The sequence below is a fragment of the Paenibacillus sp. WLX2291 genome (assembly GCF_046603665.1).
GTDB lineage: Bacteria > Bacillota > Bacilli > Paenibacillales > Paenibacillaceae > Saccharibacillus.
In genome coordinates this window covers 880575-901340 of sequence record NZ_CP176755.1, presented here as the reverse complement: position 1 = coordinate 901340, position 20766 = coordinate 880575, and the positions used below count along the sequence as shown (strand labels likewise).

The following is a 20766-nucleotide window of genomic DNA, read 5'->3' as shown; positions in this document are numbered from 1 at the left end:
GCTGCAATGCGGATACTTGGAGTCGACACGCAGAATATATATGGACTGAATAAGCAATAGTCGTAGACAACGGCGACTTCATGCATTTCTCATGCGGAGAACAGTGCCGGTACATGACGATTTGGGTTACAATAAGTAGTGACACACCGAAGATTGGACAGCAATGTAAGGGTTGGCGCTATGACAGTACTGCAAGGCGCTAGTACAATGTCGTTCCACCACAATGGCATTATATCCGCAATTTGTATCATTGTAATTGATATCATTGCAATTTGAAGTATTGGTATTGCATCTATAAAATAAAGCGATTGAGCGCTTGGTCGGTCAATTGCGTTATCACAAGTAAACAAGGAGGTACATGTTGCATGAAAATTTTATCGATAGAACCAACACCGAGTCCGAATACGATGATGCTGCGGATTGACGAGCAGTTGCCGCATGGTGTTCGCAAAACATATACAGTAGACAATGAGCGTTCTGCGCCGTCTTTTATCCGGGAGATGCTGCATATTCAAGGGGTCAAAAGTGTATTCCATACGGCTGACTTTGTCGCGCTGGATCGTCGTGCAAGTGCGGACTGGTCAGCGATTCTGAATGAAGTGCAGGAGAAGCTAGGTCAGGATGGTATTGAGAACAAGCTGGAAGTACCGGAAGATCTGTCGGGTGAGCATTTTGGAGAAGCGAATGTGTTCGTACAGTTTTTCCGCGGCATTCCGATGCAGATTCGGGTAAAGGCGGGAACGAAGGAAGAACGAATTTCGCTGGCAGAGCGGTTTGTCCAGGCGGTAACTGAGGTTGCAAGTGCTACGCTGATTAAGGAACGCAAGCTGACCGATTATGGCGTGCGTTATGGCGAATTGCCGGATATTGCGCGTGAGGTGGAGCAGGAGTTAGAAGCGGCATTTCCACAGGAGCGTCTACGCAAAATCATTGATCAGGCAATCTCACATGGTGCGAGTGCTGAAGAGTTTGTCGAGCAGCGGCGCGGGTTGTCGGCTGACGAGATTGCTACGGCGATGGATAGTGACGACTGGCGTATGCGTTATGCCGCCTTCGACGTATTGGAGCCGGATGAGAACAGCTTGCCGCTGATTGAGCAAGCGTTGAATGATGAGAAAATGCAGTTGCGCCGCCTTGCCGTCGTTTACTTGGGCGATCTGAAAACGCCAGCCGCGATGGAGCTGTTATATCGCGCATTGGAGGATAAATCTGCTGCTGTTCGTCGTACGGCAGGCGATACGCTGTCGGATATTGGTGACGATGCAGCGACACCAGCGATGCTAAAAACGTTGCAGGATAGCAGCAAGCTCGTTCGCTGGCGCGCGGCGCGCTTCCTGTATGAGGTCGGCACGGAGGAAGCGCGTGGTGCGCTGGAAGCAGCCGTCGAAGATCCCGAATTTGAAGTGAGTTTACAGGCGAAAATGGCGCTGGAACGCATCGAGTCCGGTGAAGAAGCTGCCGGTACGATCTGGCAGCAAATGGCGAAAAGCCGTCAGCAAAATAGCTCCATCTAACACCTGACTATCCGCGTCCGAACGTATAACGCATGCTGTCACAGAAAAGTCATTGCCAAATGCACGCCAAAAAGCTATACTGTAACACATCCGTGTCAGCTACTTGCAAGTATGCAATAGTCGGCATGTGCGTAATACTTTAACTAATTAAATAATATGCCTCATCAGCAGAACCGATGAGGTAGAGGTCGCAGCATGAATCAGTACCCCCGGACCAGGCGCAGGAGTCGCCGTCGATCCCGGGAGAAAAGGTCCTGCTGCCGAAGTGCCGTATTCCACTCCAGAATATGACGCTGGGGCTGTCTCCGAAAGGAACAGAACTGTCACAATGGAAAAAACCTAGCCTTTCATTGTGTTGAGCTATCTTAAAGGGAAAGTATGGTGCGGAGTCTATCTGTATATAGATCGCAGCTCGCCTGCGGTCTATTTTTATTGCCTTCTTTCCCTGGATATTGATGAAGGAGTGTATCCAAGCAACATGAGTTCACCTGCAACGAAACCAACACCTACTACCCTGAAAGCCGGTCTGCGTGCCAGACATATGACGATGATCGCCCTCGGCGGCTCAATCGGAACCGGGCTGTTCCTTGCGAGCGGCGGTGCAGTTGCCGGAGCCGGACCGGGCGGCGCATTGCTCGCCTATCTGTGTGTCGGCATTATGGTTTATTTTCTGATGACCAGCCTTGGCGAAATGGCGACATATATGCCGGATTCAGGTTCCTTCAATACGTATGCAGCACGATTCGTCGATCCAGCATTCGGATTCGCGATGGGCTGGAATTTCTGGTACAACTGGGCAGTCACCATTGCTGCCGAATTGTCAGCGGCGACGATTATTATTAAATACTGGTTCCCGGAAAGTTCATCGTTTCTGTGGAGCTTGCTATTCCTCGCACTGATCTTCCTGCTAAACGTGTTATCGGTCAAAGGATACGGTGAAGCCGAATACTGGTTTGCCATGATCAAGATTGCGGTCGTTGTCGTCTTCCTGATCGTCGGCGTACTGATGATCTTCGGCATTATGGGTGGCGAAGCCGTCGGATTCCGCAACTTCACGATTGGCGATGCGCCGTTTCATGGCGGGCTGCTTGCCTTTATCGGTGTGTTTATGGCGGCAGGATTCTCGTTCCAGGGCACCGAATTGATCGGGGTCGCTGCGGGCGAGAGTGAGAATCCACGCGAACATGTGCCACGCGCGATCCGTCAGGTGTTCTGGCGGATTCTGATCTTTTACATTTTGGCGATTCTGGTGATTGGTCTGATCATTCCGTATACGACACCATCGCTGCTAGGAAGTGATCTGACCGATATTAGTGTCAGTCCGTTTACGCTGATTTTTGAAAAGGCAGGTCTGGCGTTCGCCGCTGCGGTCATGAATGCAGTTATTCTATCGTCCGTGCTATCCGCGGGTAACTCCGGTATGTACGCGTCCACCCGTGTATTATTCGCACTAGCACGCGAAGGCAAAGCGCCGAAGATGTTCGCGCGTCTAAATTCACGCGGCATTCCGCAAAATGCGCTGATCGTCACGGCCGCCTTCGGGATGCTCGCCTTTTTCGCTTCGCTGTTTGGCGATGGAATCGTATATAACTGGCTGCTAAATGCGTCTGGGATGTGTGGATTTATTACGTGGCTGGGTATTGCGATCAGTCATTATCGGTTCCGTCGTGCGTTCGCCGCGCAGGGACGCGATCTGAGTGAATTGCCATTCCGTGCTAGATGGTTCCCGTTTGGTCCGCTATTTGCTTTTGTATTGTGTGCGGTTGTCATTATCGGACAGAGTTTGTCGTACTTCTCTGCCGATGGTATTGATTGGCAGTCGATCTTTGCCACGTACATTAGCGTACCGCTATTTCTTATTTTGTGGCTCGGTTATAAATGGACAAAACGTACACGTATTATTCCACTGGAGCAATGCGATCTGGATACGGGCGCACGGCAAGACGTGTAATACTAGCGTCTAGTCTACTGTGATATGCGAACCAGACTCCTGAGTCTGTGAGTCTGTGAGTCTGTGAGTCTGTGAGTCTGTGAGTCTGTGAGTCTGGTTAAGTGTATACGCGAAATCGAGCTATAACAAAAAACCTTTCTGTTCCGGTACAATGTGTCGCATCCGACGGTTACCGATTCAGAGAGGTTTTTTTATTTGTATCTACACTTGCGTGATCTGCTCCATGAGTTCTTTTGTTGCATCATATAGTCCAATGTTTGCGAGCCGCATCCCAGCCTTTATTCTTTCCTGCATCTCACTTGTCCATCTGGATATAACTCATTCAGCTATCCTATGTTCACATCAAATTTATTGCATGGAACGAAAGGTCTGAAGGATCTGTTGTTTGCTAATCCCTTGATCAAATTGAAGTGAATAATATAAACCATCTTGTTTCCACGTAATTGTAGTGTAGCTTCCGTCGTTACCCTTGATCGTTGTAGTAATATCGTTTATTTCAATTTCGTCGATTTGCGAATAAGTATTGTAATCGCCGATCAATTCTTCTTTATTAGGAGACGTGCGCAAATTTAATTGGTTTGTAGCGCCAATGTAATCAATCTGCACTAGTGTGTTAGAAAACGAAGAGTACGTTGTATCTTTTAGCTCAAATGGAACAGATGTAACGGACTTGAATGTAAATGGAATAGCAGTTTTCAACTCAGCTAAGGAATCATATTCATTCAATCCAAAAGAGCCTGTATTGGAACCATTGTTAGAAGATAATATAGGGTTCTCACTTGGATTACGATTAACCGTATATTGTGCAGTTATTATTCCTGCAAGCAATACTAAAAAAGTAGCCGCTGCGTACATATACTTTTGATACTTTAAAATAAATTTGCTTTTCTTTTTTTTATGTTGCTGCATCATTACTGTTTGAATGCGTACATTATCAATGATTCGTTCTCGCATCTCAGGAGTCATTTTTACTTTTTCCATCATTTTGTTGTATTTATTTTGCTCAATCATCAAAGTCATATTCCTCCACTAGTATAGATTTCAACTTCATCCGAGCACGATGTAGTAATGAACGCACTGTTGTATCTTTTCTATGAGTCAAATTTGCGATATCTACCGTCGAATAGCCTTCGTGGTAAAAAAGATGTATTACTTCGCTATAAGCAGGCTCTAGTTTTTTGACTGCTTCCCATACAAACAATAAATCGGCATCTTCGCTTGAAAATAACCCCTCGTCTAACTCATCCGATTGACGCCGTTTATTATATTTCAATTTATTCTTACACAAATTGATTGTTACACGAATTAACCATGCTTTTTCATGTATATCATTGTCAAACTTAGGGCAATAGTTCAAATATCGAATTAACGTTTCTTGTATCACATCTTCAGCATCCATCAAATTATGCATATACGAATAAGAAAGACGCAAAAGTGAATCCCCATATTTATCGATAATATCTCTTGCTCTTTCACCTATATCTAATGGTTCCTCTTTACTCTCGACGTTGCTATACTCTTTTTCCTTATTCCGAGTTGTTGTAGCACTGAATAAATAATTCATTAATTTGCAAAACAATAACCAGTAAAAACTTTTTTTCTCATTACATACTTTTTCGCCATGCAACAAACTGTACAAAAAAAACCCTCCTATACTTAATAATAAAATGGCTTATGCAAAACGTATCGTACCAATATCAACCTCAAAAAGGTGGCGCAAGGTATATTATCATAAATGGATAATATACCTTGCGCCATACAAATTCATATTCATATTTATATTCACATTCTGCAAACGATACTTAGTGATTCATTGTACATCCTACTTCACATTAATCGTGTATTGTAATGTTTTTACTTGGTCTGTTGTTTGATTATCTTCGACAACAATCGTATACGTTTTTGTTTCAGCTTTAGAGGTGTCTTTTTCCCAAGGCTGTGCAGATGTAAAGGTTAGAGTATAGGTTCCAGCTTTTGCAGCTTTAAATGTCCAAGATTTGTCATTCGGTGCACCGACAATATTTTCATTTGAGTTGTTTTGCGGTTGGCTTTGTTCTTTTACTAAACTGATAGCATTACTGCTTGCTTTATATGACCAAGAATATCCAGTAGAAGGATTCTCCTCTAATGTTATATTAAACATTTTATTCGGTGTAGTTTTAATCGTTTGTTTATTTTCTTGCCCATCTCCAGTAAAGAGGATAGGCCCATCAGGTTGTTTTTCACTATGAAGTGATTGATCTGCGTCTTTTAGTACCCATACATATCCTTGTTTATCAGCCTCAGGTAAAATCACTGTAAGAAGTTCTCCTTTTTTGACTGTATTCAACGTATTCGTTTGCAGTGCGATTGGCGCTTTGCTTTCTGTAGAAGTTCCTGCTACTTTTACTTTATATACTAATTTCTTTGCAATTTCTGTTTTGTCCTTACCATATTTAACATATACAAATTTAACAGTGTACGTTCCATCTTTGTCTGCTGTGAACGTCCAAGTATCTCCAATCGAAGATTTTTGTTGCGATACATTTGCAATCAATGCTGGCGTGATTTGAGCGGATGCAATTTCTTGAATCCCCAAAGTTCCGAGTGATATCATTCCAGCCATACATACAGTTCCCCACAAAGTCACTTTACGATTTAATTTGTTATTCATGTTTTCCTCCTAGTATATAGCACTAATGTGCTTCGTTTGTTGCTTCTAATCCATATACCACTCAGTATCTCTAAACGTTGCACAGAATTTTAAAAATAACAAAAACAGCCTTTGTATAGAAAAAAACACAAACCAATTCTCCCTCTGCTGGTTGGGAAAATTGGTTTGTGTGTTATCCAATGAGACTAAAAGAATATACGATTAGAAAGCGTCAATACGTCGGCCATCCGCTGGAATCCCAGTTGAGATCGCTGACTAACAATTTTGGATTTCCGTTGTCGGTGGCATCATACGAGTGCCTTGCGATGACGCTTGTACCGTAGATATCCTGACCGCCCGGACCTTTCCAGCGATCATTGCCTGCATCGAGGATGGTGCCGCCGTTGTTCAGCAGGCTTACACCATTTTTGTCCACATACGGACCGGTGATGCTGGTGGAACGACCATAAATGATTTTGTAAGTACTGTTCACGCCTTTGCAGCAGTTATCGATGGAAGCGAACAGATAGTAATAACCGTTGCGATAAGTAATGGATGGTGCTTCAATCGCGCCGCCATTGGTAGTACGAGTAGCAATGGAAGTCAGGCTACCAGTTGGTTTCATCGTGTTTTTGTCCAGTTTGGTCAATTTCAGACCGCTCCAGAAAGAACCAAAAGCAAGCCATGGATCGCCGTTTGCATCGATTACCAGCTCAGGGTCGATTGCGTTGTAATTTTGCGTACCGTTTGTTGTCAGTACGACGCCTTCGTCTTTCCAGCTGCCTGCGCCGATGCTGCTTGCGGAAGCCAGACCGATCGCAGAGATATTTTTACCAAAGGTGGAGATGGAGTAGTACAACCATGTTTTGCCGTTATACTGCTTCGCATCCGGTGCCCATACATCCAGTGGTGTCTGGTTCGGTACGTACGTTTTCCACCATGACGGTGCTGTCAGGAAAATCTGTGGTACACGGTAAAAGTTGGTGCCGTTGTCCGATTTGAGCACTTGAATGCCCTGTCCAGTCGAAAAGACGTACCAGCTATTCCCCTCTTTGATGATTGAAGGATCATGTACGCCCACATCCCCGGTCAATGCCCAGTGTGCAGCATACGTGCGGCTATCGCCAAACGATGTCAGAATCAGCGATACAATGACGAGCAAGGTCACCACTTTGCTTCTGATATGCAATGTTACCCCATCCTCTCTGTGCGTTTTAACCTGTACATGCAGCAACAGGAACAACGCTCCGGCGTCCGTGTCAGGTCTATCTTAATTATAAAAACGCTTTCATCAGAGGGAAATATAATATTCCCGTATCCTCCTTTCTTTATATCAGAGGCAATTTTTGATGATTTTATAGTAAATATATATATTAACTACTTTCTATTTATGTTAATAAATAAAGGTTATTGTTGATGTTTGTATCAGAAAAGCGTGGATACTGGATTTCCGTATTTTTGTCTCTTTTATCGGTATATAACAATATGGAACACGAGTGACAGCTAAACTGCTTTTATTGGTGCTTTGTCCAACTGAAAATATAGGATTATTTCGTTCCATTTCGCTACGTTATCCATAGTTCGTTCTGTTGCTTCACCTTTATCTATTTATGAAATGAGAAGAATACAGACAATATCCAAAAAAACAGCGATTGCCGGGTACACCAAGCAATCGCTGTTTCCTTGTTATCTTATTCTACGTTACGCATTATCTGATTACCTATCAGCTGGCTTATTGCCAGTTTAGTGTTACCTTGAGATCACTCGTATTACTGCCTGATTGCACCGTATACGAAATGGAGCGGATGCCAATCGAGGATAATGTGCGCAAATCACTCTTCAGACTGGTCAAATTACCGCTGTAACGGAAGACCAGTGTATGTTTGCCGTTCGTTTGAGCAGATTGTACTTGTGCTTGGAGCGCAGCAGGCGTACTGATCGCGCCATTGGCAGCACTGGTCGTGCTGGCTGTACTGTTGGATGATTGCGTCGGATTGCTGGATACGCCTGAATAATCAAGTGCGCGCTGAAGTTGCTGATACACACTTGTTTTATCGCCACCGGCGGCAACCAGTTTGCTTAGTGTGTTCTGGTATGTCGTGCTGGCAGCTGGATACGTTTTCGTCCAGTTGTGATCCTGTTTCATCTGACTATCTGTCAACAGATAGTAGCTCGTTTGAACGTAATTGCCTTGATCGGGAACTGGATCATCCCATGTCGTGTCGAGGTGATACCAGGTGCCATCCAGATTGACCAGATTCCAGGCGTGCAGCTCGCCACCAGCCGTTCCTTCAACGATCAGATTCTGAATGCCCGATTGTCTGAGCAGTTCGTAAGTGAGCAGTGCATACCCCTGACAAACAGCAGTGCCGTCATGCAGTGCTTCGTAGGCAGTATAGCGAGTATATGTTTCGTCGTATTTTACATTACGAACGACCCAGTCATGAATCGCTTTGACCTTCTCATGATCGTTCATACCGGATGTGATGATCGTGGATAGAATTTGTTTTACCTGACTTTGTACATAAGCAGTTTGGGCTGCGGTTTCGCGGTAGTTCATCTGTACCGTCACTTTGGCAGCAGACGAGCTTTGGCGCCAGTTCAGACCGTAGCTGTCGAGTATATAATGGGTGTAAGGGTCTTTTTCCAATGCTTGTTCAAACGCATCTTGCAGCATCGCTTTGAGACCGGTAGTGGTTCCTTTATATGAAATGGTCGTCTGCGCATCGCGGTTCATCAGTGCTTGATACAGCTGATCGGCGACATCGCTTTGACTAGTTGCGGTAATCTGTGTAGTGGCTGCATAAGCAGCCTGATGCGGAGCAACGAGCGGTAGACCGGCAAACAATAATGTTCCGGCTAGAAGGGTCTTAGCCCAGAGGTGACTTGATCTTTTCATGCAGACGTATCCGCCCTTCCCAAATAAATTCACTGTAATGCATTATATCGGCACAATGTCCGATGGGGATAATAGATAGACGGCGGAATGTAGCCATTTATTTATCGTCTCTACAGGTAAACGCAGCAAGGCTTGCATAGTTGCGCAATAGACATTAATTTTTTGTAAAAAACCGTCCGAATGCCGCATGGTTATGCTAATTTGAGCATAATAGCGTGTAGAAAGTATTGTGTATCGCCTTCTGTACAAAATGTGCTTGCTGTTTGGCTTGTTTCATTATACCACTGTCGCTTCTCTGGATACAGTTTGGCATCGATCCAAGCAGATGAACAGGAGATGAGATACTTTCGATGATTAGTGTATGAGATCGATACAGAACAAAAAGCCTCTTTTTCGATAAAAAGAGGCTTTACTACAATATATTCACCCTACATCCAGCGCCAACTAACTGCTAACTGCTAACTGCTAACTGCTAACTGCTAACTGCTAACTGCTAACTGCTAACTGCTAACTGCTAACTGCTCGTTCATTATCCGCGGAATGCAGCCAGTTTGCTACTCAATCCTGCCGTCTGTGCGTATACGTCTTGATAAATTCCGAACAGTTCATCATACCGTGCGGCACGCTCTTGGTCCGGTACATATGAGCGCGAAGTACGCAGGAATGCTGATGCACATTGCTCCAGCGATTCAAACCAGCCGCTCCCATACGCTGCTAGCATCGCTGCCCCCATCGCAGGTCCTTGTTCATTTTCCAGACGAATCACTTCGGCATTGAAAATATCTGCCTGCATTTGCAACCACGTCTCATTCTTCGCTCCGCCGCCGATCGAGATAACTTCGGTAATCGTTTTACCCGATTCACGCAAAATATCGATCGATTCGCGTAGTGAGAACGTAATGCCTTCCAGCACCGAACGAGCAAAATGAGGCAACTTATGCGCCGCATCAATCCCGATGAAGCTGCCACGAATCTCCGCATCCGGGTGCGGAGTACGCTCGCCGACAATATACGGTGTGAAGAGCAAGCCTGCCGCTCCCGGCGCAATCTGATCCACTCCGTCCAGCAACGCTTCAAAGGAACGACCTTCGCCAAATGTACTACGGAACCATTCCAGACTGTAGCCTGCTGCTAGCGTCACACCCATAATGTAAAAGGCATCTTTCTCACTATGATTGAAAAAGTGAACCTTCCCTTCAAAGTCCAGATTACGACGCTCTTCATACGACAGCACCACGCCGGATGTACCGATACTGCACATCGTCTGCCCCTCAGTCAGAATACCCGCACCTATTGCGCCGCACGCATTGTCTGCACCACCTGCATACACACGTGTTTGCGCACTCAAGCCTGTCTCATCTGCCACTTCCGCCAGCAAGGCACCTGTATCGTCAAACGACTCTACCAACCGTGGGAAAAACGATTCTGGCAAGCTGAAGGCTTCCGCGATGCGTGTACTCCATGATTTGCCCGCTACATCCAATAGCAGCGTTCCTGCTGCATCCGAATAATCCATCGCCAGATCACCAGTCAGCCGGTAACGTACATAATCTTTGGGCAGCAGGAATAGCGCCGCTTTGCTCCAGTTGTCCGGTTCCTGCTCCTGCACCCACAAGATTTTCGGCAGAGTGAAGCCTTCTAGCGCGCGGTTGCGGGCGATACGTAACAGATCCTCTCCCAGCTCCTGCTCAATGCGACGACATTGCGCAGTCGTGCGCGTATCGTTCCACAGGATTGCCGGACGAATGACCTGATGCTGATCATCCAGCAATACCAGACCGTGCATTTGCCCGGAAAAGCTCAAGCCTTCAATTTCGTGCGCGGGTACCGCCGATACTTCCAGCAGCTTGCGCAGCGAGATCAGTGTCTTCTCAACCCAGTCTTCCGGGTTTTGCTCACTGTATCCCGGCTTTGGCTGGGATAACGGGTACGCTTCAGATGCTTCAAAAGCTACCTGTCCCTCACGATTCACCAGTACTGTTTTCACGGCACTTGTACCCAGATCGACTCCAATGACATAACTCATCTCATCTACCTCCTTCATGTATACACCCTGTATCACTATGATTACGATGTACGATCCAACCCTTATCATCACCTGATCGTTGTAACCAAAATGCTCCCTTCTTCCCTGACGGGAATACAAGGGAGCATCGGTCCTGTAGCTATTCATGTAGAGAACAAGATCAGGCTACGTACAGGTACTTCCTCTCTCGTCATGTCATACGCTCAACACGTTCAAGCATATTCCCCACCCAAAGACCTGTATTTAGGAGAACCTGTTTCCAATCTCTCCATTTTCATTATAAATATAGAAGGCGTTGGTCAAGTGTACCTATGATCCTATACTGCTGAGACTTATTCGGTCACCAGATATTGGTTCAAGGTTGCTTTTAGCAACTCTTCGCGTCCAGATTCGTTGGCACGCGGATGTTCATTGTTGAGTGCGTATTCTGCCAGCGAGGACAATGTCGCTTTGCCGTCAACTACGTCAGCACCAATGCCTTCGCGGAAGCTGCTATAGCGTTTGTCGATAAAGTCTTCGAATACGCGATCTTCCAGCAGACGAGCAGCTGTTGTCAAACCTTTGGCAAATGTATCCATACCGGCGATATGCGCGATTACTAGATCGTCTGCATGGAACGATGGACGACGTACTTTGGCGTCAAAGTTAATACCGCCGCGACCGATACCGCCATTTTGTAGCACTTCATACATTGTCGTCGTCGCTGCATACAGGTCAACTGGGAATTCGTCTGTATCCCAGCCGATCAAGAGATCTCCTTGGTTCGCATCCAATGAACCTAGCATATTGTTCGTACGAGCAACACGTAGTTCGTGCTGGAAGGTATGACCAGCCAGAGTCGCATGGTTCGCTTCCAGATTTAATTTGAAATGATCTTTCAAATCATATTTTTGCAAGAAGGCGATTGCCGTTGCCGCGTCGAAATCGTACTGATGCTTGGTTGGCTCTTTGGGCTTCGGTTCGATCAGGAATTGAGCGTCAAAGCCGATTTCTTTGGCATAATCAACTGCCAGATGGAACATACGCGCCATATTGTCCTGCTCCAAAGCATAGTCGGTATTCAGCAGCGTTTCGTAGCCTTCGCGACCGCCCCAGAATACGTAGTTTTCGGCGCCAAGACGTTTGCCGACTTCCAGACCTTTTTTGATCTGAGCCGCTGCATGAGCGTACACATCGGCATTGCAAGTGGAAGCTGCACCGTGCATAAAGCGCGGATTACTGAACATGTTCGCCGTGTTCCAGAGCAGCTTTTTGCCAGTTTGCTTCATCTGTTGTTCAATCAACTCGACAATGGTATCGATATTGTTATAAAATTCGCGGAGGCTGTCGCCTTCAGGAGCAATGTCTACATCATGGAAACAGAAATACGGAATATTCAGCTTGTCCAGCAGTTCAAACAGCGCCTCAACGCGTGCTTTGGCAAGGTCAAGACCAGTCAGATGATCCCATGGACGGGAAGCGGTTTCAACACCGAACGGATCAGCGCCACCAGCAACGAGTGTATGCCAGTATGCCATGCCGAAGCGCAGATGCTCTTCCATCGTCTTGCCGGCAACAACCTGGGTCGGGTTGTAAAATTTGAACGCATACGGATTTTTGGATTGGACACCTTCATATTGTACTTTCTCAATATTTGCAAAATAAGCCATTACATAAATCCTCCTCACGAGTCGTTGAATTCGTTACCGGACGGACATTGCAGCGCCCGGACCGCTCATATCTTGCGCCAGCCGACGGCTGTTCCGCCAGATATTTCTTGTAAGAAATCGTTTACATCGCTATCCTAACATATATAAATCACTTTGTCTATTCGATAAACAAAGTACTCGAACTACCATCTGGAGAGGAGAACTATTATGAAAATCACCGGAGATCAGGCGCTGGTCAAAAAAATAAACAAATCCCTTGTCCTTGAAAATATTCGCCGTTATGCCCCGCTGTCACGCACTCGCGTATCGCAGCTAACCGGGCTGAACAAAGCGACTGTCTCCAATCTTGTTCAGGAATTAATCGACGATTGGCTCGTACTAGAATCAGGCGAAGGTCAATCCAGCGGCGGTCGCAAACCGCTCATGCTGGAATTCAACAGCGGTGCCGGTTATGCGGCAGGTGTAGAGTTGAGTGTCAACGAATTGACAATTGTGCTGACCAATCTGGAAGGCATTATCATCACCCGCCAGACGGAGCCGCTGCCGGATCATCGACTGGAAACGACGCTATCGCTCATGCAGCGTATGATGGCGCATCTGCTGGCAGAAGTTCCACCATCTGTCCATGGCTTGATCGGCATGGGCGTCGGTGTACCGGGAATGGTTGACGAACAGGGCAATGTACTGTTTGCTCCCAATCTGGGCTGGGAAGGCGTGCCTCTGCGCGAAGAATTGGAGCAGCTGTTCAGCCTGCCGGTTACAATTGACAACGAAGCCAATGCGGGCGCGATTGGCGAACTGCAATTCGGTGCCGGTCGTCATGCCCGTCATCTGGTGTATGTCAGCGTCGGCATGGGAATCGGTTCCGGCATTATTATCGACGGCGAACCGTACAAAGGCGCACGCGGATACGCTGGCGAAACCGGGCATATGTCTGTAGAATCGTACGGATTGCCCTGTTCCTGCGGTAGCCGCGGATGTTGGGAATTGTACGCATCAGAACTTGCTTACGAACATGCACTGCCTGATCCACAGCCGAATACGAATACCGCTTACTGGGTACAACAGGCGCTATGGGATGAGCCAGAAGCCGTTCGTTTGTTTCAGCGTATTGGCGAATATCTGGGTATCGGCATTACCAATCTGGTTAATAGCTTCAACCCGGAATTGGTCATTATCGGTGGTCATATGCGTCAGGCAGAACCGTGGATTGCTCCCTATGTAGAAGAAGTAGTCTCCCAGCGCACCCTGCCATACCATCGGCAAAAACTGGTCATCCAATATTCCGAATTGGGCGAACAATCGACAGTGATTGGCGCTGCTTACTCTGCGATTTCACAGTTTCTAGGTCGAGTACGCGTATCGATCTAACATTTCTGGATTGAGTGCATGTATCGATCTAAATGGGCAACAAAGCTGTATTATTACCTTTCCCATGGATGGATCACTGCTTGTAATATTAGGTGTGATAACGAATCATGACGTGGACTTTTGCGCATGACGTGACCGATATTGCCATATTGTCGTCATGCGTAGAAGATTAAAGATGCGTAGATGAGGTTACATTAAGTATAGGACGTCAGTGCCGCTACTGTTCACACTGCATGCGATTTGGGTATTTTGATGAGCAGAGACATGTTTTTACAAACATGATAGATTCATGAAAATAAACCAGAACATTCATGTGGTACAGCTCGTTGTCAGACGCATTAGAACTCTCTTTGTTTTCCATAATCTGATTGTTTTAGATAGGAAAATGTAGTATGCTAACAGCGTCAGGGCTTCGTCTAACGGCTCTGTACCCGGCAACATCCAAAATACATTTTAGAGGAGATGGCAACAATGGATAAAATGTGTATGCAAATGATGATGGGTATGTGTATGGAAGACATGATGGGTAAAATGAACAACATGAAAATGATGATGGAAATGTGCAATAAAATGGACATGAACATGATGAAAGACATGGATATGGACATGAATATGATGATGAGCAAACTGCAAGAGTGCGACGAAATGATGACATCCATGATGTCCATGATGCGCGACATGAAACAAGCCAGCATGTAATTCACATGTCTATGTGAATCCATACTGGCTTATTTGCATGACGGTAGTGCCGCGTCTTGGCGGATCGGCAACTACGGGGCAAGACAACAGTATTCATAGTGCATTACGTATAACTATATATGCGCTTTATCTGGAAACCGGGCAACCATTAGTTGTCCGGTTTTTGGCATACACATCTTGGCGTGTACAGCGTGGCACATGTACATTGTGTACATTACGACGGGTATATGGGTAGCCGACTCAGCGGCACGATTCACAATCATGTTTCAGACCGGCGGTTTCTTCTTGAATCTGACGCGATACCGAGATGCGTTGCAGCTTCAATTCCCACCATTGCTCCAGCAGATTCTGTTTGACCGTATCGTCTTTACTTTCACGAATATTGTCATACAGTTCCAGCAGCTTGCCATTGATGCGGTCGAACTGTCTCCAGAGATGTTCAGTTACCGCCCACTCGCGCTGCCATTGCTGAGAATGATTCAGACGGCTCAAGTTGGCGACAATCTCTTGCTGCCACTCTTCGTCTCCAATCGCAATTGCATAATTCAGCAGGTCCAGATAGTCGTCATTGCGTTCTGTTACGATATTCTGAATAGGATTCACAGTTATACTCACCTTCAATCTCTTTATATACCAAGTATTATACTCGGAATATACAGGTTTTCAATAGATTTGGACTAGAAAGTTACATAATCCGTTATAGTTTTATTGAATAGCCAGCACCTATAGATAGACTATAGCTAGAATCAGCGGCGGTTGAGAGCACATAATCGACATCACTTATCTAAAATTTGACGTAAAATCGCCTTATTTGGCTGTGAATCTTTTATCGGTTTTCGACTATAATTTCGTTATTGGTAATTGCTGGGCAACCTGTGTTTTCTGTTTGCAGCTCTGATTATGCGATTGACAGAGATACTGGAGAAGCAGAGCAAAGCCTTATGTATAGAGAGAGATCAATAGAAGTTGAAACGTATAGATGAGATCGGACGGTTATTATGCCGGTATGCGATCCGCAGAGTTGGATGGAGAAGCAGGATGATGAACCTACTGTGAAATGGAGAGAGAGCAACCATGACGTTCTGGGAAAATGCTGAAATTTCGCTGCCCTTTTACGTGCTGATGTTTTTGTTTGCCTTGATTATCGTACCTTTGTTCAGTCTGGGAGTGTTTAATTTCTCGCAGGCGAAACGCAAAAAAGGAGCTTCGCTACTGGCAGCAGGATTCGGATTCTTCCTGATCTTCCAGGCAGTGACCAAGCTGTTCTTTTAGCGCAATGGACAGATATAGATGCAGTACAGTTGCATGTACTCTTAGCAGGAGGCGATCGACCTTTGGTATACTACAGAGGTTGGTCGCTTTTTTGGTATTCATTTGATCTGCTTGCAAAGGAGTATATACATATGACAATTCAATATCACACCTATCCATCGTTTCAGAATGAGATCGGCAAGCTACTTACCATTCGTGAATATCCACAAATTCCATGCACACCGAACAATGTTGAACCGCAATTGATTGCGCTGAATGAACAGCAACAACTATGGAAAATAAATCTGATGTCCGGTACAGCGCAGAGGATTGCGCAGTTGAATCTGCCAGACTTCAATCTGTCGCATCCTATCCAACTGGTGATAAGCCCCTGTGCTCGCTTCGCAGCCGTATGCCATCGGTTAGGTCGTCACGCAGTCGTGATGAATTTGGAATCCGTGGGTATTGTATTGGAATTGAGCCGAGGCGAATATCATTATGATAAATCTGCGTATCCGCTCGCTTTTATACAACGTGACGATCAGGTACTGCTCATTCATGGTACGGACTGGAATCGGTTGGAGTTGATCTCGCTGGTTCCGGGTGTACACTTGCTCAGTGAACGCACAATTCCCGGGATTGATTCGGAAACGCATTCGCACGATGCCCATTATTTAGATTATTTTCATGGACAACTGCATGTATCGCCTGATGGCAAGCATGTAGCGGAAACGGGATGGGTCTGGGCACCGATCGGCGTTACCGTAGCATGGAGCATTGATGACTGGCTGCACAACGTCTGGGAATCCGAAGACGGAGAATCTCTGGATTCCATCTGGCAACCGTTAATCGATTGGGATGTGCCGATAGTATGGCTGGATCATGAGCGGCTTGCTATATGGGCACAAGTCGATGCAGATATGCTGGATGAAGAGGATTGGAATATAGAAGGTACCTCGCCCGCTATACTGATCTACAATGTAAACCAGCGTACACGACAGGAAGTGCTGTTGGATGTACCTGCTTTTTCTACGAATTTTGGCGTAGCGGATGTGTTTTCGTATCCACAAGCGCAACTCGCCGTATCGTCTAGTGGGACATTATTTGCATGGGGACAAGGACTGCCCATATACAGCTGGAATCTAGTAGATCGGCAAGTTCAGATTCACGACTGTCCCGCTGTACCTGATCTGTATCATACCCAAGCGGATTTGTTTTTGAAAATAAATGACGGAACAATCACAGCATGGCGCTGCATATAAAGGGATGCTAACTATAGCTTCACATACACAGAATATATCGTTCAAACCTCGCGGATGACAGCCTCTGGTGACATCGCTTGAAGCCTCCGAATATCGCTTATCGGCGGTAGCCCGAACAGTCTAACATATTCTCGGTTAAACTGTGAAGGGCTCTCATAGCCGACTTGAAAAGCGACTTCGGCAGCTTGAACAGAGTCGTTAAGTAATATTCTTCGTGCTTCCTGAAGTCGAATCTGCTTTTGAAATTGTACGGGACTCATCATCGTTACATGGCGAAAATGGCGATATAACGACGATGGACTAAGACTGACCTTGGAAGCCAGATCATCAATACGAAGCGGCTCGCTATATGTCTCACGGATATGCTGAATCACTTCCGCAATATAGGCAGCGCGCCCAGCACCGGGCGCCATCTGTCTGAGTGCATTTCCTTGGTCACCTTGCAAAGCGCGATACAGAATTTCTCGTGCAATCATAGGCGCAAGGATAGGCAACTCCTCCGGCTTATCCATCAACTTGAGCAATCGAACAAAAGCATCAAGCATCTCCGTATTCGCTTGACTAACAAACAAGCCCCGTTCCAATTCCCCTTGCGCTTGCGCAGTAGGCACAGTATCCATAACACGCATAAGCTCCAAAATCTGCTGCGAATCAATCTGCAAACGAACTGCCAAATACGGTTCATCCGGCGATGCCTTGATCACCTGACCAGAAATCGGCAAGTCGACCGATACGGCAAAATATTCAGAAGGTCCATAATGGTACTGCTCTTCCCCTAGCAAAACCAACTTCTCTCCCTGCGCCACCAGACAGATCGACGGTTCGTACACGCTATGCAGCGGAGCCGTTTCGTGGGCGTTGCGAATAAGTGACAGTGCAGAGAAATCCGTTTGATACACACCATCGTTTGTACAGTATGTTTCAATCAAACTCCCGATTTCATGCAAAGCCGATGCAGGATATGGCGTAACATTGCGACTGTTCATCTGTATACTCTCCCCCCATTCCTATAACTTTTATTATAACGCTCCATTACACGATGTTCTCCAACAACAACCATCTTTGCGCGAATCAGGCAATGCTATGAGTGTATCGTTCTATCGCTTCCCCATCTCAACATCGCATACTGAGAACACCAACAGCGAAAGGGGAATTACATGATGAACAAAGTACCATTGGATGGAATCGCAGGCAAGGTTGTACTCATTACAGGGGCAAGCAGCGGAATTGGTGAAGCTACTGCACTCTTGTTAGCTCAACATCAAGCAATCGTTGTGTTGGGCGCGCGACGCACAGAACGTTTGGAACAGCTCGTTGCCGATATTACAGCAGCAGGTGGTACCGCATATTGTCGTAAACTCGATGTGACCGATGCGGCGGACATGGACGATTTTGTCCAATATGCACAGCATACATGCGGTCGTGTCGATGTGATGGTGAATAATGCCGGAGTGATGCCGCTATCCAATCTGGCAGAACATAAAATCGACGAATGGAATCGCATGATCGACGTGAACATACGCGGTGTTTTACATGGCATTGTGTCTGCCCTGCCAATCATGCAACATCAGCAAAGTGGACAATTTATCAATATCGCTTCGGTAGGTGCGTATGAAGTGACGCCTACGGCGGCTGTGTATTGTGCAACCAAATACGCCGTTCGCGCGATCTCGGATGGATTACGTATGGAAACCGAATCGCATATTCGCGTCACACTTGTATCACCGGGTGTTACCGAATCCGAGCTGGCAGACAGTATATCCGATGAACATTCACGAGCATTCATGCGCGAATATCGCCGCATTGCGCTGCCCGCTACTGCTATTGGCGAAGCGATTCTGTATGCCATCCAACAGCCAGCACATGTGGATGTGAACGAATTGATCGTTCGTCCGGCAAAAGGAAACAGTTGAACAGCCATGTAGTCCCTGCCTCATCACAGTTCAAATGAATTGCGCAGCCCCTGTTCGGAATAATCGCGAATCATACGCGCTGCTTCCTCAGCCGTCGTGTCATTGCTTACTTCGATCCACCAGCGAATCGTCGTCAACGCAGACGATGCGAAAAAGCGGAGGAAATAATCGCCAGCTCCCTTGAATCGCTCTTTGCCCGCATACGTAGTGACCTGCTGGCTGCCCAGTGTAGCAAATATCGACCGGATTTCTTCGGCAAAATCCGACGTCTCGGCTGATACCGTCAATAGACTGCGATAGATTGTCACATGCTGCTGCACATGCCGAATCACCCGCAAAATGCTCTCATACTGATCTTCCTGTGCAAAATCGATACAGCTCGTAAATGCTTGTATCGTCCGTACATGAATCTGCTCTAGCAAATCGTATTTGTCAGTGTAATGCAAATAAAAGGTCGAACGATTCACCATCGCCGCATCGGCAATCTGCTGCACGGTCAACGTCGCAAATGGCTGTTCCAGCATCAATCGAATCAACGCTTGCTCTATAAACTTGCGCGTACGTGCGACGCGCAAGTCCTGTTTTATAGACAATATCGTCCCTCCTGTCGTGTCATACAACATGAGCAGGGTACGTTGTCGTTTATACAACATCGCGCCTGTTCTTTAACCATAGTATACAGCGAAACGTTTGCTTACAATACAGGTATGGAGCAGCGGACGGCAGTGCCTACATTGCTCCCTATCCGTAGTGAACAGCATGGAGGGACTGGAAGATGATCAAACAAATGGCAGTTGTGACGAGACGACCGGATATGACTCACGAAGAATATGTAAACTATGTCAAGCACATTCACGGCTACCAGATCACCTGCGGCAATCCGCTGCAAGTAAGCAGATATATTCAAAACTATGTATTCGACGCTGCCTACGGCGCCAGAAGTGATCTGCATACCGGCGGATACCAGATCGTATATCAGCGAGATTCAGTGACGGAATTGTATTTTGCCGATGAAGATGCAATGATGCAGACCTTTGCACATCCATATGTGCATGAAGTAATCGGACCGGATGGTGCGAATTTTAGCAATCTGGATACATCGCTACCGTTTCTCGTGCAAGAACAGGAGATCGATGTACCACACCCGGCAGCAGGCGGAATCAAGATTTTTTATATGATCAAAGGCAATGATAATTACGCACCAGATGAGATTACGCGCTTATGGCTACAAGGGCATCATGAGGTGGTAGAGAGAAATGTAACGGTTCGTCAGCAGCTCCGCAAGTGTATCCACAATGTGCAGATCAGTGCGGGAGATGCGAATTATTTTGGCTCCAAAGAGAATGTGCGATACGATGTGCTGGCTACATTCTGGTTTGACACTACTGCCGCATTCCGCACATACCAGCAGGAATTGGTTCACTATGCACAGCAGCATGGAGATTTTATCGATCCATCGTATTCGTTCTTTTTGTATACAGATGCGTTGACGATCTACGATGCGGGAGCCAGCCTTTCTTAATTATCATGACAAAGCAAAACATCCACTCCATATCGCGGAGTGGATGTTTTGTTTATTGATATATCATAGTAAAACTT

18 protein-coding genes and 1 riboswitch are annotated in these 20766 nt (G+C 46.3%); of the genes, 8 read left to right on the top strand and 10 right to left on the bottom strand.

What is annotated here, in order from left to right:
• Nucleotides 1-365 precede the first annotated feature (365 nt).
• Entirely contained in the window at nt 366-1514 is a 1149-nt protein-coding gene (locus ACDE64_RS03880; RefSeq protein ID WP_411349055.1) for a virulence factor, read from the top strand.
• Nucleotides 1515-1688: 174 nt separating this feature from the next.
• Nucleotides 1689-1885: riboswitch (Lysine riboswitch) on the top strand.
• A gap of 107 nt (nt 1886-1992) precedes the next feature.
• Entirely contained in the window at nt 1993-3465 is a 1473-nt protein-coding gene (locus tag ACDE64_RS03875; protein WP_411349054.1) for an amino acid permease, read from the top strand.
• 348 nt (nt 3466-3813) lie between these two features.
• On the opposite strand, the gene ACDE64_RS03870 is transcribed toward ACDE64_RS03875, so the two are convergent.
• The 7 genes from ACDE64_RS03870 to xylA all read right to left on the bottom strand — a co-directional run bounded on the left by ACDE64_RS03870 (nt 3814) and on the right by xylA (nt 12671).
• Nucleotides 3814-4479: a hypothetical protein gene (locus ACDE64_RS03870; protein WP_411349053.1), complete on the bottom strand. Its 666-nt coding sequence runs from the start codon at nt 4477-4479 to the stop codon at nt 3814-3816.
• Nucleotides 4469-5104: an RNA polymerase sigma factor gene (locus tag ACDE64_RS03865; RefSeq protein ID WP_411349052.1), complete on the bottom strand. Its 636-nt coding sequence runs from the start codon at nt 5102-5104 to the stop codon at nt 4469-4471. The genes ACDE64_RS03870 and ACDE64_RS03865 overlap by 11 nt, the downstream gene beginning before the upstream one ends.
• 183 nt (nt 5105-5287) lie before the next feature.
• Complete coding sequence (locus ACDE64_RS03860) at nt 5288-6118, bottom strand: protease inhibitor I42 family protein (RefSeq protein WP_411349051.1); 831 nt, start codon at nt 6116-6118, stop codon at nt 5288-5290.
• A 211-nt stretch (nt 6119-6329) separates the two neighbouring features.
• Nucleotides 6330-7259 carry a glycoside hydrolase family 43 protein gene (locus ACDE64_RS03855; RefSeq protein ID WP_411346687.1) on the bottom strand — a complete coding sequence of 310 codons (930 nt, stop codon included), beginning with the start codon at nt 7257-7259 and terminating at the stop codon, nt 6330-6332.
• A gap of 570 nt (nt 7260-7829) precedes the next feature.
• A complete protein-coding gene (locus ACDE64_RS03850) occupies nt 7830-8996 on the bottom strand; it encodes a transglutaminase domain-containing protein (RefSeq protein ID WP_411349050.1) in 1167 nt (388 codons plus the stop codon).
• A 529-nt stretch (nt 8997-9525) separates the two neighbouring features.
• Nucleotides 9526-11022 (bottom strand): xylulokinase, encoded by a 1497-nt coding sequence (gene xylB, locus ACDE64_RS03845; protein ID WP_411349049.1) that lies wholly within the window; start codon nt 11020-11022, stop codon nt 9526-9528.
• Nucleotides 11023-11354: 332 nt separating this feature from the next.
• A complete protein-coding gene (xylA, locus tag ACDE64_RS03840; RefSeq protein WP_411345192.1) occupies nt 11355-12671 on the bottom strand; it encodes a xylose isomerase in 1317 nt (438 codons plus the stop codon).
• 207 nt (nt 12672-12878) lie between these two features.
• Between xylA and ACDE64_RS03835 the strand changes: the two genes are divergently transcribed.
• Complete coding sequence (locus ACDE64_RS03835) at nt 12879-14042, top strand: ROK family protein (protein ID WP_411345191.1); 1164 nt, start codon at nt 12879-12881, stop codon at nt 14040-14042.
• A gap of 471 nt (nt 14043-14513) precedes the next feature.
• Nucleotides 14514-14741, top strand: a complete 228-nt coding sequence (locus tag ACDE64_RS03830) for a hypothetical protein (protein WP_411345190.1) — start codon at nt 14514-14516, stop codon at nt 14739-14741.
• Between the two features lie 240 nt (nt 14742-14981).
• Here the strand turns inward: ACDE64_RS03830 and ACDE64_RS03825 are convergent, their stop codons facing one another.
• Nucleotides 14982-15344 (bottom strand): hypothetical protein, encoded by a 363-nt coding sequence (locus ACDE64_RS03825; RefSeq protein ID WP_411345189.1) that lies wholly within the window; start codon nt 15342-15344, stop codon nt 14982-14984.
• A 471-nt stretch (nt 15345-15815) separates the two neighbouring features.
• Between ACDE64_RS03825 and ACDE64_RS03820 the strand changes: the two genes are divergently transcribed.
• Nucleotides 15816-16013: a hypothetical protein gene (locus ACDE64_RS03820; protein ID WP_411349048.1), complete on the top strand. Its 198-nt coding sequence runs from the start codon at nt 15816-15818 to the stop codon at nt 16011-16013.
• A gap of 131 nt (nt 16014-16144) precedes the next feature.
• A complete protein-coding gene (locus ACDE64_RS03815; protein ID WP_411349047.1) occupies nt 16145-17254 on the top strand; it encodes a hypothetical protein in 1110 nt (369 codons plus the stop codon).
• A 41-nt stretch (nt 17255-17295) separates the two neighbouring features.
• On the opposite strand, the gene ACDE64_RS03810 is transcribed toward ACDE64_RS03815, so the two are convergent.
• Nucleotides 17296-18240 (bottom strand): AraC family transcriptional regulator N-terminal domain-containing protein, encoded by a 945-nt coding sequence (locus tag ACDE64_RS03810; RefSeq protein WP_411349046.1) that lies wholly within the window; start codon nt 18238-18240, stop codon nt 17296-17298.
• A 171-nt stretch (nt 18241-18411) separates the two neighbouring features.
• On the opposite strand from ACDE64_RS03810, the gene ACDE64_RS03805 reads away from it, so the two are divergent.
• On the top strand, nt 18412-19167 hold the full coding sequence (locus ACDE64_RS03805) for an SDR family oxidoreductase (RefSeq protein ID WP_411349045.1): 756 nt from the start codon (nt 18412-18414) through the stop codon (nt 19165-19167).
• A gap of 23 nt (nt 19168-19190) precedes the next feature.
• On the opposite strand, the gene ACDE64_RS03800 is transcribed toward ACDE64_RS03805, so the two are convergent.
• Entirely contained in the window at nt 19191-19760 is a 570-nt protein-coding gene (locus ACDE64_RS03800) for a TetR/AcrR family transcriptional regulator (protein WP_411345184.1), read from the bottom strand.
• A gap of 182 nt (nt 19761-19942) precedes the next feature.
• Between ACDE64_RS03800 and ACDE64_RS03795 the strand changes: the two genes are divergently transcribed.
• A complete protein-coding gene (locus ACDE64_RS03795) occupies nt 19943-20689 on the top strand; it encodes an EthD domain-containing protein (protein WP_411349044.1) in 747 nt (248 codons plus the stop codon).
• The last annotated feature ends 77 nt before the right edge of the window (nt 20690-20766 follow it).